Below are 14,262 nucleotides of genomic sequence, written 5' to 3'. Positions count from 1 at the left end.
ACTCCGCTCGAGATGACGACTTATTTATTTAAATTTTAGCTTGTTTTAGGCATCATTCTATCTACTTTTTTCCTATACGACCAATAAAATACAATCGGATAAACAAAAAGGTTAAATAAAGTATTGGTAATCAATCCGCCGATAACCACAATGGCCAATGGTTTTGATGCTTCTGACCCGATTCCGGTAGAAAGTGCTGCGGGCATTAAACCAATGGCTGCCATTAAAGCTGTCATCAATACCGGTCTGAACCTGCTGGCAATTCCATCACGCATGGCATCGGTAAAGGTCCAGGTGGGGTGGTGCTTCAGGTCGGCAATGTTTGTTTTGAAACGGGTAATCAGGATCACTCCATTCTGCACGCAGATACCAAATAATGCAATAAAACCAATCCCTGCAGAAATATTAAAGTTTACACCAGCGGCCAACAGCGCCAATATACCGCCAATCATGGCAAAAGGAACGTTGTTTAACACCAATAAAGCATCTCTGAAATTACCGAAAAGTACAAACAGGATAAAAAAGATGAGCAATAAACTTACCGGAACGGCTTGCGATAAACGCGCAATTGCCCTTTGCTGGTTTTCAAAATCACCGGCCCACTCAAGCTGATAACCCTGTGGCAATTTTATTTTTGCATTTACTTTTTCCTGTGCTTCGGCAATTACGCTACCCATATCCCTGCCGCGGATGGAGAATTTGATTGCACCATAACGTTTGTGTTTATCGCGGTAAATCATACTCGGACCGGTAATTTTACGGATGCTCGAAATTTCACCCAATTGCACATTCGATCCGGATAGGGTAGGTACACGTAATTTACTGATCGAACTTTCATCGTTCCTGAAATCTTCGGGATAACGGATAATGAGGTCGAATTTACGCTCGCCTTCATAAATCTGCGTAGCAGCTTTACCTCCTATAGCCATTTCGATAACGGCATTGGCATCGGCTGTGCTTACCCCATAAAGTGCCATTTTTTTCTGATCAAGGTTGATCTGGAGTTCTGGCTGACCAAGATTTCTTAAAATCCCCAGATCTTCGATGCCATCAACGGTTTTTAAAATACTTTCTATTTTTTCTTCTTCCTGTTCGATGTATTCGAAATTTTCGCCAAAGAATTTTACCACAATCGAACCTTTTACTCCTGAAACGGCTTCTTCTACGTTATCGGAAATGGGCTGCGAAAAATTAAGACTAATGCCGGGAAAACTCTTCAGTTTTTCCTGCATTCGCTCAATCAGCTGTTCTTTGGTTTGTTTTCGTTTCCATTCTTTGCGCGGATAAATATCTACGTGGAATTCCATATTGTAAAAACCCGTGGCATCGGTTCCGTCGTTTGGCCTGCCGGTTTGCGACATGACCTGTTTTACTTCTTCGAAACTTAAAAAAATCTTCCTCATTTCGTTCGAAAGTTTTTTGGTTTCATCCAATGAAATACTCAAAGGGCCAGTGGCGCGTACGTAAATGGAACCTTCATCTAAACTTGGCAAAAACTCGGTACCCAAAAATTTAAAACTAAAGGCCCCCAAAAGGAGAACAATTATGGAAATGCTAAAAACGAGTTTCTTTTTTTTGAAACATACATCGTAAAATTTAAGAGTGGCTTTGGTAATCCATTCTAAAAAGATATTGTGTTTTTCTTTTACGTCTTTTTTCAACAGTACGCTGGCCATGGCCGGTACCAGGGTAAAGGTTAAGATTAAAGCGCCCAATAAGGCAAAGCTGAGTGTCCAGGCCAGTGGCGAGAACATTTTACCTTCCACTTTCTCAAAAGTGAAAATAGGAAGTAAACCGGTAATGATAATCAGTTTGGCAAATAAAATGCCTTTTCCATTTTCGAGACAGGCTTTTTTAATGAAACCGAGCTTGCTCATTTTATTGAACTTTTCCATCCCCAGTTTTTTGGCTTTCGCATCTAAAACCACAAAAATACCTTCAACCATTACCACGGCACCATCTATAATAATCCCGAAATCGATTGCGCCCATTGATAAAAGATTGGCCGGCATGCCTTTTAATTTGAGGCAGATAAAAGCAAAAAGTAATGCCAATGGGATAATGATCGAAACGATTAAAGTGGTGCGCCAATCGGCCATAAACAGGAATACGATGAGGGTTACGAATAAAATCCCTTCGAGCATATTACCCATTACGGTATGTACGGAATAATTTACAAGGTCTTCGCGGTCATAAAAGGGTTTTATTTTTACATCATCGGGTAAAATGGTGCTGTTTATCGTATTGATCTTTTCTTTCAGCCTAGCAATTACCTCGCTGGGGTTACCGCCTTTTCTCATTACAATAATGCCTTCAACTACATCAGGATCCCTATCGCGGCCAACCTGACCCAATCGAGGCAAGGCCGATTCGGCTACATCGGCGATGGTTTTTACATAAACGGGTGTGCCATTGATGTTATCGACCACCACATTCCTGATCTCGTCGATATTATTGAGCACGCCGATACCGCGCACTACATAAGCCTGGCCGCTCTGCACAATAACATCGCCGCCCACATTGATATTGCTTTTGGATACGGCTTCGAACAGTTCGGTTGCGCTTACGCCATATTGGATGGCTTTCTGCGGATCAACAGTAATCTGATAGGTTTTTACCTCTCCACCGAAACTCACAACATCAGCAATGCCCGAAACAGACAAAAGTTCGCGCTGGATGACCCAATCCTGCAGGGTTTTTAACTCGCGGACCGATTTTTTATCGCTGGTTAAAGTATAACGGAAAATTTCTCCGGTTGGTCCGTATGGAGGCTGTACTTCGGGCTGGATCCCTTCGGGCAGATCGGCTTCGTCGAGGTGGTTATTTACCTGTACGCGTGCCTCGGCATAATCTATGTCATCCTCGAAACTTACTTTTACGATGGATAAACCAAATAGGGAGGAAGAACGGATACTGGTCCGTTTTTCGGTGGGGTTCATGGCAATTTCCAGAGGCCTGCTTACAAACTTTTCCACTTCCTCGGCACTGCGGCCCGGCCATTGGGTAATAATGGTGATGTTGGTATTGGTTACATCGGGAAAGGCATCGATAGTGGTATGTTTGAAGCTTAAATAACCTGCCAGGATTAAGATAAAGGTGGCAAAAAAGATGAAATATTTATTCTTCAGTGCAAAGCCGATAATGCTTTTTATGAATTTATTCATTTTTGAAATCTAGGGGGTGAAAAGAAATTATTGTGTTTTCAGACTTTCGAATAAGAAAACCTGTTTGGAGGCAATAATGCGGTCGCCGGCCTGTACACCTTTGCTGATGTAAGTTTTATCTGCCGTTTTGCGCCCGATTTCGATTTCCTGGATCCTCACTTTATGATCTGCGCCCAGAACGAGTACATAATTTTTGTTTTCGTCGAAAATAACCGCTCTGGAGTTTAAAACAGGGAGATCAATGGCCGAATTTGCCGAAACCTTTACTGTTCCGAGCATACCCGGTTTTAGCAGGAAACCCGGATTTGGGATCACCACCCTGGCATTCATTACTTTGCTGTCCTGATCAACCTGGTTGTATAATTTCTCTATTTTGCCTTTAAAAACTTTATCTGGATAGGATAGGGTAGATAAACTTACTTCATCTCCGGCTTTAACACGCGAGATATCCGATTCATAAATATTGATCATGGCCCAAACATTGGATAGGTCGGCAATGGTAAAGAGGCTTTTATCGTTATCGCCACGCAACTGCATGTTCTGGGTTACGTTTTTTTCGATCACAAAACCATTTATGGGCGATTTGATGGCGTATAATCCGCTGCTGCTACCGCCATTGAGTTTCAATACCGAAGCAGCTCTTTTTACTTCTGCTTTTTTGATCTGATAATCGTTTTTGGCTTCTTCCAGTTCTTTTGCCGATGATAAACCACTCTGGAAAAGCTGTTCAGCCTGTTTTACAGCTCGTTCTGCATTTTTAAGTTCGGCATTGGCTGCAATTACTTCTTTATCAAAACCGGCCATTTCGGAACTGGTGAGGGTAGCCAGCGTTTGTCCACTCGAAACCTGATCGCCCAACCTCACCCCAACGCGGTTAACGGTTCCGCTCACCATTGGGAAAAGTTCCGACCGGCGCTCTTCGTTTGCGGCAATTTTAGCCGAAAACATCAGTTCGGTTTTGCTGTTGGCCTGTTGTACGGTATCGATCAGCAAACGGTTGATCAATGAATCGGTGATGGCAAATTTTTCGGCCGGAGCTGCCGTTTTATGTTCGCTACATCCAAAAATTAAAGTGGTTGCAGCAATAAATATGGTGCTTTTGTAAAGGTTTTGCATGTGGATTATTTAAAAATGTTAGAGCCGGTTACATAATTGAGTTCAGCGCGGGTGCTCATTCTTTCGAATTGGAGTTTATTGAGTTGGAGCGTATTTTCTTTGTAGGCATCGTAGAGGTCCAGAAATTCGATCAGGCTGATGTTTCTTGCCCTGAAATTTTTGATCAGGCCCGAAATGAGCGTATTAAAATCGGTACTAAATGTGGGATCGATCTCTGCATACAGTTTTTCGTTGCGCAAAGCAGTTTTATAGCTGTTAAATACCTCGTTCTCGAGAAGGGCTTCCTGCTTTTTAATATTTACACCGGCTGCGGTTATGCCAACCCGTGCTTTTTTAATTTCGCCCTGGTTTCTGGAGAAAAGCGGAATGGGGATTTTGATGCCTAAACCGGTATATTTTTCGGGGTAATTGCCTTTAAGATCGTAACTCAGACCAATTTCTATATCGGGGATAGCCATTGCCTTTTGCAGCTTTAAATTACGTTCGTTATAAAGCAGGTCGGTTTTGGCCAGTTTAAGGTCGGCGCGGTTGGCCCTTGCCGAATCGAGCAACGCGCTGTAAGGGATTTTATCGGGCGACAAGTGATCTGCATGATCTAAAACCAATGAGATGGAAGCATCTGCATTTAGGCCACAGAGCAATTTTAGATCTTTGTAATTATCTTCCAAATCGTTTAATAACCCAGCTTGTTCAGCTTTGAGGTTGATCAACAGCGATTTAATCCTGATCACATCCTTTGCGGCAACATTGCCCATTTTTAACTGGAGATCGTAAGCTTTTAGCAACTGATCGGTAGAGTTGATCTGTTCCTGATAAACTTTAACAGATTGCGCAGCGAAATAGGTTTTGTAAAAGGCATTAACAAGTTCGAATTTAAGGGTTCTTAATAGGTCGAAATATTCATATTCGGCGAGTTTAACCCCTGTTTGGGCCAGTTTTATGTTTTTATTACGCTTACCGGCAAGCTTAAACAATTGCGAAATAGATCCGGCATATTGTCCGTTGGCATAAGATGTTTGCAGGAATTTCTTTGTTTCGTGGTTGTAGAAAAGGTTTTCGTATTCAAGAGTGGGGTTTTCGAACAGTTTGGCGGTAATAATGTCGGCCTTTGCCTTATCAATTTCATAATTGCTGGCCAGGAGGTCGAAATTGTTTTTTAAAAATAGGCTTTCGGCCTGGCTCAGGGTTAAACTTAATGTATAGCTTTGCGCGAATGTTATCTTCGCCGTTAATGTCAAAAAGAGAATGAGCAATGTTGATATCCTTATCATATCAGCAAAACTATCCCTGCTAGATTAAAGGGGGATTAAATCGGACTTAAAAGGGGATTAAAGTTGGAGGGGCAGTAGCGCGGGTCGTCACCCTGAATTTATTTCAGGGTCTATAAGAAAGATGCTGAAATGAATTCAGAATGACGACTTTCGTATAGAGTTGTGGGTGGAAGTTAAAGTTTTCATGCTTGCGCTCGTTTCCAAACGAGTGCATAAATAGTTACATTATTTTATCGTTGTAAACGATAGACTATTCAACGCTCGTTAGAAACGAGCGTTAGCGGAGTAGCGCGGGTCGTCACCCTGAATTTATTTCAGGGTCTATTATGCAAGAAAGATGCTGAAATGAATTCAGCATGACGACTTTCGTATAGAGTTGTGGGTGCAGGTTAAAGTTTTCATGCTTGCGCTCGTTTCCAAACGAGTGCATAAATAGTTACACGATTTTATCGTTTGTAAACGATAGACTATTCAACGCTCGTTAGAAACGAGCGTTAGCGGAAAATGTAGCAATTAAAGTTGTTTCAACTTCACCGTAAAAGTGCAGCCACCTTGCTCAAGGTTATTTACGGTTATTTCGCCTTTTAAAAGATCGATTATTTTCTGCGCCATGTATAATCCCATGCCTTCGCCGTGATGCCCCTGCGCTTTTGCGCGGGTATAAAAAGGTTTGAAAATATCTGCCTGATCTTCGCTAGAGATACCTGCTCCCTGATCGGTGATGTGGATGTGGAAATCATTTTCAACGGATTCTATAAGAACATTAACTTCCTGGTTATCCGAAAATTTAAATGCATTTGAAATGATATTGTCCAAAGCAATCTGTAATAAAACCGCATTGGCCAGGATTTCAGGTTTTGGTCCAATTGGGTTTTGATAAATGATCTTGACATCAAGATTTTTTTGCGATTTCCATTCGGTCTGGATTTTGGAAAGTAGGTCATCCAGTTTGATAGGAACAAGCTGCGAATTGATGAGATCAAGATCCATTTTTGCCAGGGCTACTAAACCGGTAATAATGTGTTCCATTTTTTCGGCATCCTCGAGCATGGAGGCGATCACTTTTTGATATGCAGCCTGATCCCGCTCTTTTGACAGGGCAAGTTCGGCGGTCATCATGATTCGGGTTACGGGGGTACGTAACTCGTGTGAGGCATTTGCAACAAAGGTTTTCTGCAAAATAAAGGCCTGTTCAAGTTCTTCCATCAAATGGTTAAAGCTTTGTGCAATGAGGTTAATTTCATCTTTATTGTTGTTTTCTTCTACCCTAAATTCCATGTTTTGCGATCCGGCCTGTTTTACTTCGAGCATGAATTTTTGCAAGGGTTTCAGCATTTTCTGAGCAACCCAGCGGCTTAACAGCAATACGATTAGTGAAATGAGGATGAAGATAAAAACCATGATCTTCAACAATTTGTTTAGCCTGTTGTGCGAGCCCTGATCGTCGGCCGAGGCCAGGATCACAAAATCGCCCTGGTTATCCTTATAGTAAATGCCTACAACCTGTCGCTGGCCATCGGTGTATTTTAAACGGCCTTTCCGGCGCACTTCATCTATGGTGGCCGGGGTCCAGTATTGTGCAGTATCGCCGATAAAGGTGGCCCTGTTTTTTTTATCGTAAACGCGGATCACTTCACTGTTTAACTTTTGGAGGTACTTATGGCGTACGGTGTTTAACGCATCGCGACTGATTTCGTCGGCTTCGAGGTACAGTTTGGCGGTAACCATGGTACGATCGGTTAAGCGTTCGAAGAAATCGGCCTCCAAAAATTTCATAAAGGTAAAATACACCGTACAGAGCACCGCAAACAACATCGAAGTGCTGATCAAGGTAAAATATAGCGCTATCCGGTCCTTTATTTTCATTTATTTGAGGATATAACCCATATTGATTTTGGTATGGATAAGTTTGCGTTCAAAGTCTTTTTCAATCTTTTTCCGCAGGAAATTGATATATACATCAATTACATTGGTGCCGGTTTCGAAGCTGATGTCCCAGGCTTGTTCAGCTATAAATTGCCTCGAAAGTAAACGGTTGGGGTTGCGCATAAAAAGTTCGAGCAGTACAAATTCTTTCGCACTGAGTTCGATTATTTTACCTCCGCGACTTACCTCTTTGCTGTAGGTATCAAGCACCAGATCGTCGAAATAGAATTTATGATCTGTTTTAGCCTCAATAGGTGGTTGCCGGCGCAAAAGTGCTGCAGTTCTGGCCAAAAGTTCTTTCAGGTGGAAGGGTTTTACAAGATAATCGTCGGCACCGGCTTCTAAACCGGTAACTTTATCATCAATGGTACCCATGGCGGTAAGCATAAGGATTGGCGTTTGTACCGTATTTTCCCTTAAGTGTTTACAAAGTTGGATACCGTTTAGGCCGGGCATCATCACATCGATAATCAGGAGGTTAAAGCTTTCGCTCGAAAAAAGATCCAGCGCATCAATCCCATTGGCTACGGTAAGTACCTGATAATCGTTTTCTTCGAGTGCCGATTTTAAAAGTGCGGCAATTTTAGGGTCGTCTTCAGCTATTCCAATCTTTAGCATGTAACAAAAGTAACCATCTCATCTTAAAACAAGATTAAAATGGATGGTCTTTCTATTATTTGAGCAGATTTTCAGTTTTGGTAAGGAATTTTGCAGTTGCCTCATTGATATCGAGATCCATGCGATTGGCCAATACGGTTAGCCACCAGATGCATTCGCCCAGTTTATGTTCGAGTTCGGGAATGGTTTGTTCGCCTTTTGGCCAGCGCCCTTGTTGCGACATGGTTAACCTGCCAACCAAGCCCGCATCGGTAAGAAAAGCCAGCGCATCCTCTTCAACCGTCCATTTGCTGCCGTGGTGTAACAATTCGAGTTCGTGGTAACGCTCGCGGAGTGCCAGCGATCTTTCTTTTATTTCTGTTAAATCTAAATTTTTCATCTAATTTTTATAAAATGACTGTTTAAAAGCCACCGGGGTTTGATTGGTTTTCTTTTTGAAAATTTTATTGAACGATTGGGGATGTTCGAACCCTAAGTGATAAGCAACTTCGGCAACCGTTAATTTGTCGGAAGCCAGAAATTCCTTAGCCTTTTCGATTATTTTATCATGGATATGTTGTTGGGTATTTTGTCCGGTAAGGCTGCGGAGCATATCGCTGAGATAACGGGGCGAAAGATTTAATACTTCCGCCAGGTACGAAACCGTAGGTAGCCCCTTGGTGAGTGTTTTTTCATTATTGAAATATTGGTTCAAAATAGCTTCCAGCTGGGTAAGGATATCGTGGTTTGCCGCTTTCCGGGTAATAAACTGACGCTTGTAAAAACGGTTGCTGTAATTGAGCAACACTTCAATATGCGAAATAATTACATCCTGACTAAAATCGTCGATTCTGCTGTTCAGTTCCTGTAAAATGTGTTCGAAAACCTCAGAAATGGTAGCTTTTTCTTTTTCAGACAGGTATAAAGCTTCATTTGCAGAATAAGAAAAGAAACCATAATTGTTGATGCTTTTGGCTAAAGGATAATTCCTTAAAAAATCGGGATGGATCAATAAAGTGTAGCCCGAATAATCTTTTTCATCTTCTGCTGCGGCAATGATCTGGTTAGGCGATACAAAGGAGATGCCGCCTTCTTCAAAATCGTAATGGTGCTGTCCGTATTTTATTTTGCCCTGCAGGTTTATTTTGTAAGAAATTTTATAAAAGCTGAGCAATAATAGGGTTGGGAGTTCGGCCACAGGCGTTGTAATATCGGCATAGTTAACCAGGCTCAACAATGGATGTAATGGTTTAGGCAAACCCAATGCACGGTGCAGTTCGGATATCGAATCGAATTTTTGGGGCGCACGTTCTTCCTTTTTCATATTAAAAATGTATGGTTAAAGCTGGTGTACAACCTGGTTAATATTCCATTCTACGGTATTCTGGTCAATCATATCGTGTACAACAGATTCGCTCAGTTCGTCCATTAATCGGTGCATGGATTCGGTGCCGTTTTTTACGGTATCCCAGATCAACATGTCGACAACAGTACGGTCTGTTTTCTGAAAAATCCTTCTGGAGATAAATCCGGGCTGACGTTTCAAAAAATCGTCTATTTCATTATTGGCAGCAATAAATTGCTGGCAGGTATAACTTTTTAACTTAAAGGTAGTGATTTCTACGGCTTCCGATTTTTTCATGTTTTCTTAATTTAATTCGGGTGCATTAAGATTTAAAGTTTGGCGTAGGTTGATCCTGAAGTTTTCACTGCCTTGATCAAGGCGCTGTTGGGCAATTTTTTTAGCATCTTCTCCGGCTAAATAACGCAGTTGATCTTTTCCATCGGTTGCGGCTTCGTATACTACTGCTGCAATTTGTTCGGCTTCGGTAAAGGTGATAAGTGTGCCATCGGCGAAAAGTTCGCCCAGTCTTTTATTCAGCGTTTCATAATCCTGATCAATGGTAGCCTGCATGCCTTTAACAAAATCACTTTTGATGCCGCCCGGCGCTACGGTTTTAATTCCGATGTTAAACTGGGCAAGATCGTAAGAAATACTTTCACTAAATCCTTCTAAAGCCCATTTGGTGGCATTGTACACCGGAGATAGGGGATTGGAAGAGAAACCGCATACGGATGTAGTGGTAATGAACAAACCGTTTTTACGCATTTTAAAATAGGGGATAAAAGCTTTGATTACACGTAATACGCCAATAAGGTTGGTGTCGATCTGTTGGATGATTTGCGTTTCAGTATACGATTCTAAAGCACCAACCAAACCATAGCCTGCATTGTTAAATACGAGGTCGATATTACCCATGGAGATAGCCTTTGTAATGGTTGCTTCGATCTGTTCGGTATTGGTTACATCGAGTGGTAAGAGGTTTACATTTTCAAGGTATTGCAATTCGGTTTCCTTTTCGGGATTGCGCATGGTAGCGATGACTTTCCAGCCTTTTGATTGAAATAATTTTGCGGTGGCTTTACCTAAACCTGTTGATGCACCTGTGATGAAGATTGTTTTCATTTTTAATGATTTAAATATTACATCACAAAGGTGGGTAATGCGAAAAGGGCCGGATGATCCAAAATGAGTTATGTTGTAGCTGAAATGACGGGCGAGCAGCCGTCACCCTGAATTTATCTCAGGGTCTTTCTTGCTAAAAAGATGCTGAAATAAATTCAGCATGACGAATCGTTCTGGCTAAGACGTTTATGAAGGAGTATTTTAATTAAATAATTACCGGGTTCAGGTTATTATATTTGAACAAAACCACCTCCATGTTCGAAACATTTGATCAGACCAATTTTCATCAGCTCTGCGATTTAGCGGGCGGCAGAGATGTGGATTTACAGGCAATTTTAGATCGGTATGGTTATCCACCGTTTTGGTCGAGGCCAAATACTTTCGAATCGCTGGTTCACATTATTTTAGAACAGCAGGTGTCTTTGGCTTCGGCATTGGCTACGCTAAACAAACTGAAAGAAAAAATAGGAGAGATTACTCCGGCGCGGTTATTATTGCTTACTGATCAGGAATTAAGGGACTGTTATTTCAGCCGGCAAAAAACGGTTTATGCCCGTCATTTGGCCGAAAATATAATTAGCGGTGCTTTGTCTCTTCGCGAAATGGAAACAATGGACGATTCTGCTATCAGAAACCAGCTGAAAACCATTAAAGGTATCGGCGATTGGACAGTTGATATTTACCTTATTTTTATGCTACATCATACGGATGTTTTCCCGATAGGCGATCTGGCTGCAGTAAATTCATTAAAGAAAATAAAAGGTTTGGCTGCCGGAGTAATTAAAGAAGAAGTGTTGACGGTAGCAGACCAATTTAAACCTTACCGTACCATTGCTGTAATGCTGCTGTGGCATGTTTATTTAGAGGAAAGGAAGAAAAAGTAACGCGATGGTCTGTGTTTCCATGGTCTGTGTCTCCACAGACCATTTGAGATTAATTTTTGTTTCGGTCTGTGAGGACACAGACCGAGGATGTGTGTTTATAACAGTGCCCTATCCAGATGTACATAACCGCCATCTACGTGGATTAACTGGCCTGTAGTATGACTCGATTTATCCGATAACAAAAACACAGCGGTATTGGCAATTTCATCTACAGTTGTCATCCGGTTTTCGAAAGGGATTTTATCGGTGATGCTTTTTAGTTTTTCATCACGGTCTTCAAAAGTATTGATCCATTTTTCGTAAAGGGGTGTCCAGGCTTCGGCTACAATAATGGCATTAACACGGATGCTGTACGGTAATAACTCTACAGCCCATTCGCGGGTTAGGGCATTTCTGGCACCATTTGATGCCGCATAGCCAGATGTTCCGCCCTGTCCGGTCTCCGCTGTTTTACTGCCGATATTGAGGATGGAACCTTTACTTTCTTTCAATGCAGGCAGGGCGTACTTAGCCAAAAGGTAATAATGTACGACATTTTTATGCAGCGACTCCATAAAAGCTTCGTAGGTACCACTTTCTAGGCCAACGCCATCGTTTACCCCTGCATTATTTACTAAACCATCTATTCTATTGTATTTTGCCAGAATGGCATCAACAATGGTTTCGCAACTTTCGGGTGCAGTAAGTTCTGCTGTAAAGTAGTCGGCTTTTAAACCTAAATCTTTTACCTCCTGAAGCATTTTCAGGTTATCTTCTTCGTTTCGGCCGATGATAATCGGAAATGCGTTTTCGATGGCCAAAGCTTTCACAATTGCCGCACCGATGCCTTTTGCACCACCACTTACCAATATTATTTTTCCGTCTAAATTTAAATTCATATTCGGGGGATATTTTTGTTTTTATTTAAGCATAGTGCTTTTTGCAGAGGGCATAGAGGGAGTTTGGTTGCATAGATTTCTCTCCCGACTTAACATCGGGACTGCGCTTCAGTCGAAATGACGACTTGGTTTTGATGGTTTTCTATACTACATCCTCCATTTTACCTCATCCATTATCCATGTAACTAAAGGCTTACTCCTCTTTTCCAAGGGATAAAATCGTCCTGGTTGAGCTGTACTGCTTTTGGTATTTCTTCTCCGCTGGCAGCTTTAATGCAATATTCGAGGATATCTTCGCCCATTTCGGTAATGGTTTTTTCTCCATTTATTATTGCTCCGGTATCAATATCAATAATATCGCTCATGCGTTTGGCCAAAATCGAATTGGTTGCCACTTTAATGGTAGGGCATACCGGATTTCCTGTTGGTGTACCCAAACCCGTGGTAAACAGAATAAGTGTTGCACCGGCAGCGGCTTTGCCTGTAGTAGCCTCAACATCGTTTCCTGGCGTACATACCAGGCTTAAACCCGGCTTAGTAGCAGGTTCGGTATAATCTAAAACATCAACCACGGGAGAGGAACCTGCTTTACGAGCCGCTCCGGCCGATTTTATCGCATCGGTAATTAAACCATCTTTAATGTTGCCCGGCGAAGGGTTCATGTAAAAACCCGAACCTACTTTGTGCGCCAGGTCATCATATTCGGTCATTAAGCGGATAAATTTTTCAGCTGTTGGTTGATCTACAGATCTGTCGATCATTTCCTGTTCTACACCACAAAGTTCGGGGAACTCAGCCGATAACACCTTTGCACCCAATGCCACCAATAAATCGGCACAGTAACCCACAGCCGGATTGGCAGAAATACCACTAAAACCATCACTGCCGCCACATTTTACACCTACGCATAATTTGCTTAAAGGGGCTTCTGTACGTTCTTGTTTATTGATAAGCATCAGGCCTTCAAAAGTGCTTTTGATTGCATTTTGGATTAATTGCGTTTCACTCTGTGTTTTTTGCTGTTCGAAAATCAATAAGGGTTTATCAAAATTGGCATCGAGCGTTAAAAGGTCGCGTTTAAAATCTTCTACCTGTAAATGCTGACAGCCTAAGCTTAAAACTGTAACACCTGCCACATTGGGATGGTTGGCATAGGCCGCCAACAGCTTGCTTAAGGTATCAGAATCCTGACGGGTACCACCACAACCGCCATTATGCGTGAGGAATTTAATCCCGTCAACATTTTTAAAAGTACGGTTGGCTTTATCTACTTTGGGCTCGAAACTGATGTTATCGATACTTTCGCCGTTTTCGTAAGCTTGTACAAGCTTGTGCGTATACGATTTATATTGAGCATCTACGGCATAACCAAGTTCGCCATATAGCGATTCTTTAATGATATCGAGATTCCTGTTTTCGCAGAAAACCGTAGGGATAAATAACCAGTAATTAGCAGTTCCTACATCGCCGTTTTTACGGTGGTAACCCTGAAATTTACGGTCGGCATATTGGCTTACATCGGGTGCTGCCCATTTAAAATCAACATTACGGTAAGCAAAAGGCTCGGCAGCATGTTTGGTGTTCTCAACACTCATGCGCATACCGGCTTTTACCTCAAACTGGATTTTTCCAACCAGTACACCATACATCATCACCTCATCACCGGCTTTCATATCCTGCATAAAAAACTTATGCTTGGCCGGAATTTCATCTACGGTAAGATAGCTAATACCTTCGTGTATGATTTCGGTTCCTTTGGGTAAATCCTGTAACGCTACCAGAACATTATCAGCGTTATTAATCCTGATGACTAATTTTTTCATCTATTTAATATGTATTTCTTGTTGAAGTAACCATCTGGTTTTAATGATCAGTAACCACAATTTGTCCCGGTTTATCGGGAGGTAAAAAGGATGCACACAGATATAAAAATCCGTGTTTATCTGTGTGCATCTGTGG

General features: G+C 41.8%; 12 protein-coding genes. 1 reads left to right on the top strand and 11 read right to left on the bottom strand.

Going from position 1 to position 14,262, the window contains the following annotated elements; all coding sequences use genetic code 11:
* Nucleotides 1–35: 35 nt before the first annotated feature.
* The 9 genes from B2V92_RS19275 to B2V92_RS19235 form a co-directional block, all read right to left on the bottom strand.
* Nucleotides 36–3,164 (bottom strand): efflux RND transporter permease subunit, encoded by a 3,129-nt coding sequence (locus B2V92_RS19275; protein ID WP_293311279.1) that lies wholly within the window; start codon nucleotides 3,162–3,164, stop codon nucleotides 36–38.
* A gap of 27 nt (nucleotides 3,165–3,191) precedes the next feature.
* Nucleotides 3,192–4,280, bottom strand: a complete 1,089-nt coding sequence (locus B2V92_RS19270) for an efflux RND transporter periplasmic adaptor subunit (protein WP_293311277.1) — start codon at nucleotides 4,278–4,280, stop codon at nucleotides 3,192–3,194.
* Between the two features lie 5 nt (nucleotides 4,281–4,285).
* Nucleotides 4,286–5,551: a TolC family protein gene (locus B2V92_RS19265; protein ID WP_293311275.1), complete on the bottom strand. Its 1,266-nt coding sequence runs from the start codon at nucleotides 5,549–5,551 to the stop codon at nucleotides 4,286–4,288.
* 513 nt (nucleotides 5,552–6,064) lie between these two features.
* Nucleotides 6,065–7,417, bottom strand: a complete 1,353-nt coding sequence (locus B2V92_RS19260) for a HAMP domain-containing sensor histidine kinase (protein WP_293311273.1) — start codon at nucleotides 7,415–7,417, stop codon at nucleotides 6,065–6,067.
* The gene (locus B2V92_RS19255; RefSeq protein WP_293311271.1) at nucleotides 7,418–8,095 is read right to left on the bottom strand and encodes a response regulator transcription factor; all 678 of its coding nucleotides are present in this window, start codon (nucleotides 8,093–8,095) and stop codon (nucleotides 7,418–7,420) included.
* Nucleotides 8,096–8,150: 55 nt separating this feature from the next.
* Nucleotides 8,151–8,474: a MazG-like protein gene (locus tag B2V92_RS19250; protein WP_293311269.1), complete on the bottom strand. Its 324-nt coding sequence runs from the start codon at nucleotides 8,472–8,474 to the stop codon at nucleotides 8,151–8,153.
* Nucleotides 8,475–9,398, bottom strand: coding sequence for a helix-turn-helix domain-containing protein (locus B2V92_RS19245; protein WP_293311267.1), 924 nt, complete (start codon nucleotides 9,396–9,398; stop codon nucleotides 8,475–8,477).
* Between the two features lie 15 nt (nucleotides 9,399–9,413).
* Nucleotides 9,414–9,716 carry an antibiotic biosynthesis monooxygenase family protein gene (locus B2V92_RS19240; protein ID WP_293311265.1) on the bottom strand — a complete coding sequence of 101 codons (303 nt, stop codon included), beginning with the start codon at nucleotides 9,714–9,716 and terminating at the stop codon, nucleotides 9,414–9,416.
* Nucleotides 9,717–9,722: 6 nt separating this feature from the next.
* Nucleotides 9,723–10,541 (bottom strand): SDR family oxidoreductase, encoded by an 819-nt coding sequence (locus B2V92_RS19235; protein WP_293311263.1) that lies wholly within the window; start codon nucleotides 10,539–10,541, stop codon nucleotides 9,723–9,725.
* Nucleotides 10,542–10,795: 254 nt separating this feature from the next.
* Here B2V92_RS19235 and B2V92_RS19230 point away from each other — a divergent pair, with 254 nt between their 5' ends.
* Nucleotides 10,796–11,425 (top strand): DNA-3-methyladenine glycosylase family protein, encoded by a 630-nt coding sequence (locus B2V92_RS19230; RefSeq protein ID WP_293311261.1) that lies wholly within the window; start codon nucleotides 10,796–10,798, stop codon nucleotides 11,423–11,425.
* Between the two features lie 95 nt (nucleotides 11,426–11,520).
* Here the strand turns inward: B2V92_RS19230 and B2V92_RS19225 are convergent, their stop codons facing one another.
* Together B2V92_RS19225 and B2V92_RS19220 are read right to left on the bottom strand one after the other, a co-directional pair.
* Nucleotides 11,521–12,303 (bottom strand): SDR family oxidoreductase, encoded by a 783-nt coding sequence (locus B2V92_RS19225; protein ID WP_293311259.1) that lies wholly within the window; start codon nucleotides 12,301–12,303, stop codon nucleotides 11,521–11,523.
* A gap of 185 nt (nucleotides 12,304–12,488) precedes the next feature.
* The gene (locus tag B2V92_RS19220) at nucleotides 12,489–14,126 is read right to left on the bottom strand and encodes a UxaA family hydrolase (RefSeq protein ID WP_293311257.1); all 1,638 of its coding nucleotides are present in this window, start codon (nucleotides 14,124–14,126) and stop codon (nucleotides 12,489–12,491) included.
* Nucleotides 14,127–14,262: the final 136 nt, after the last annotated feature.

The organism is Pedobacter sp. UBA5917 (assembly GCF_002432345.1).
Lineage (GTDB): Bacteria > Bacteroidota > Bacteroidia > Sphingobacteriales > Sphingobacteriaceae > Pedobacter.
Note: the sequence above shows the minus strand (reverse complement) of the source record. Positions and strands in the feature narration are given on the sequence as shown.

Bases quoted from the DNA above. Each gene is read 5' to 3' on its own strand.
- B2V92_RS19275 (WP_293311279.1), bottom strand. From the start codon at position 3,164: ATGAATAAATTCATAAAAAGCATTATCGGCTTTGCACTGAAGAATAAA.
- B2V92_RS19270 (WP_293311277.1), bottom strand. From the start codon at position 4,280: ATGCAAAACCTTTACAAAAGCACCATATTTATTGCTGCAACCACTTTA.
- B2V92_RS19265 (WP_293311275.1), bottom strand. From the start codon at position 5,551: ATGATAAGGATATCAACATTGCTCATTCTCTTTTTGACATTAACGGCG.
- B2V92_RS19260 (WP_293311273.1), bottom strand. From the start codon at position 7,417: ATGAAAATAAAGGACCGGATAGCGCTATATTTTACCTTGATCAGCACT.
- B2V92_RS19255 (WP_293311271.1), bottom strand. From the start codon at position 8,095: ATGCTAAAGATTGGAATAGCTGAAGACGACCCTAAAATTGCCGCACTT.
- B2V92_RS19250 (WP_293311269.1), bottom strand. From the start codon at position 8,474: ATGAAAAATTTAGATTTAACAGAAATAAAAGAAAGATCGCTGGCACTC.
- B2V92_RS19245 (WP_293311267.1), bottom strand. From the start codon at position 9,398: ATGAAAAAGGAAGAACGTGCGCCCCAAAAATTCGATTCGATATCCGAA.
- B2V92_RS19240 (WP_293311265.1), bottom strand. From the start codon at position 9,716: ATGAAAAAATCGGAAGCCGTAGAAATCACTACCTTTAAGTTAAAAAGT.
- B2V92_RS19235 (WP_293311263.1), bottom strand. From the start codon at position 10,541: ATGAAAACAATCTTCATCACAGGTGCATCAACAGGTTTAGGTAAAGCC.
- B2V92_RS19230 (WP_293311261.1), top strand. From the start codon at position 10,796: ATGTTCGAAACATTTGATCAGACCAATTTTCATCAGCTCTGCGATTTA.
- B2V92_RS19225 (WP_293311259.1), bottom strand. From the start codon at position 12,303: ATGAATTTAAATTTAGACGGAAAAATAATATTGGTAAGTGGTGGTGCA.
- B2V92_RS19220 (WP_293311257.1), bottom strand. From the start codon at position 14,126: ATGAAAAAATTAGTCATCAGGATTAATAACGCTGATAATGTTCTGGTA.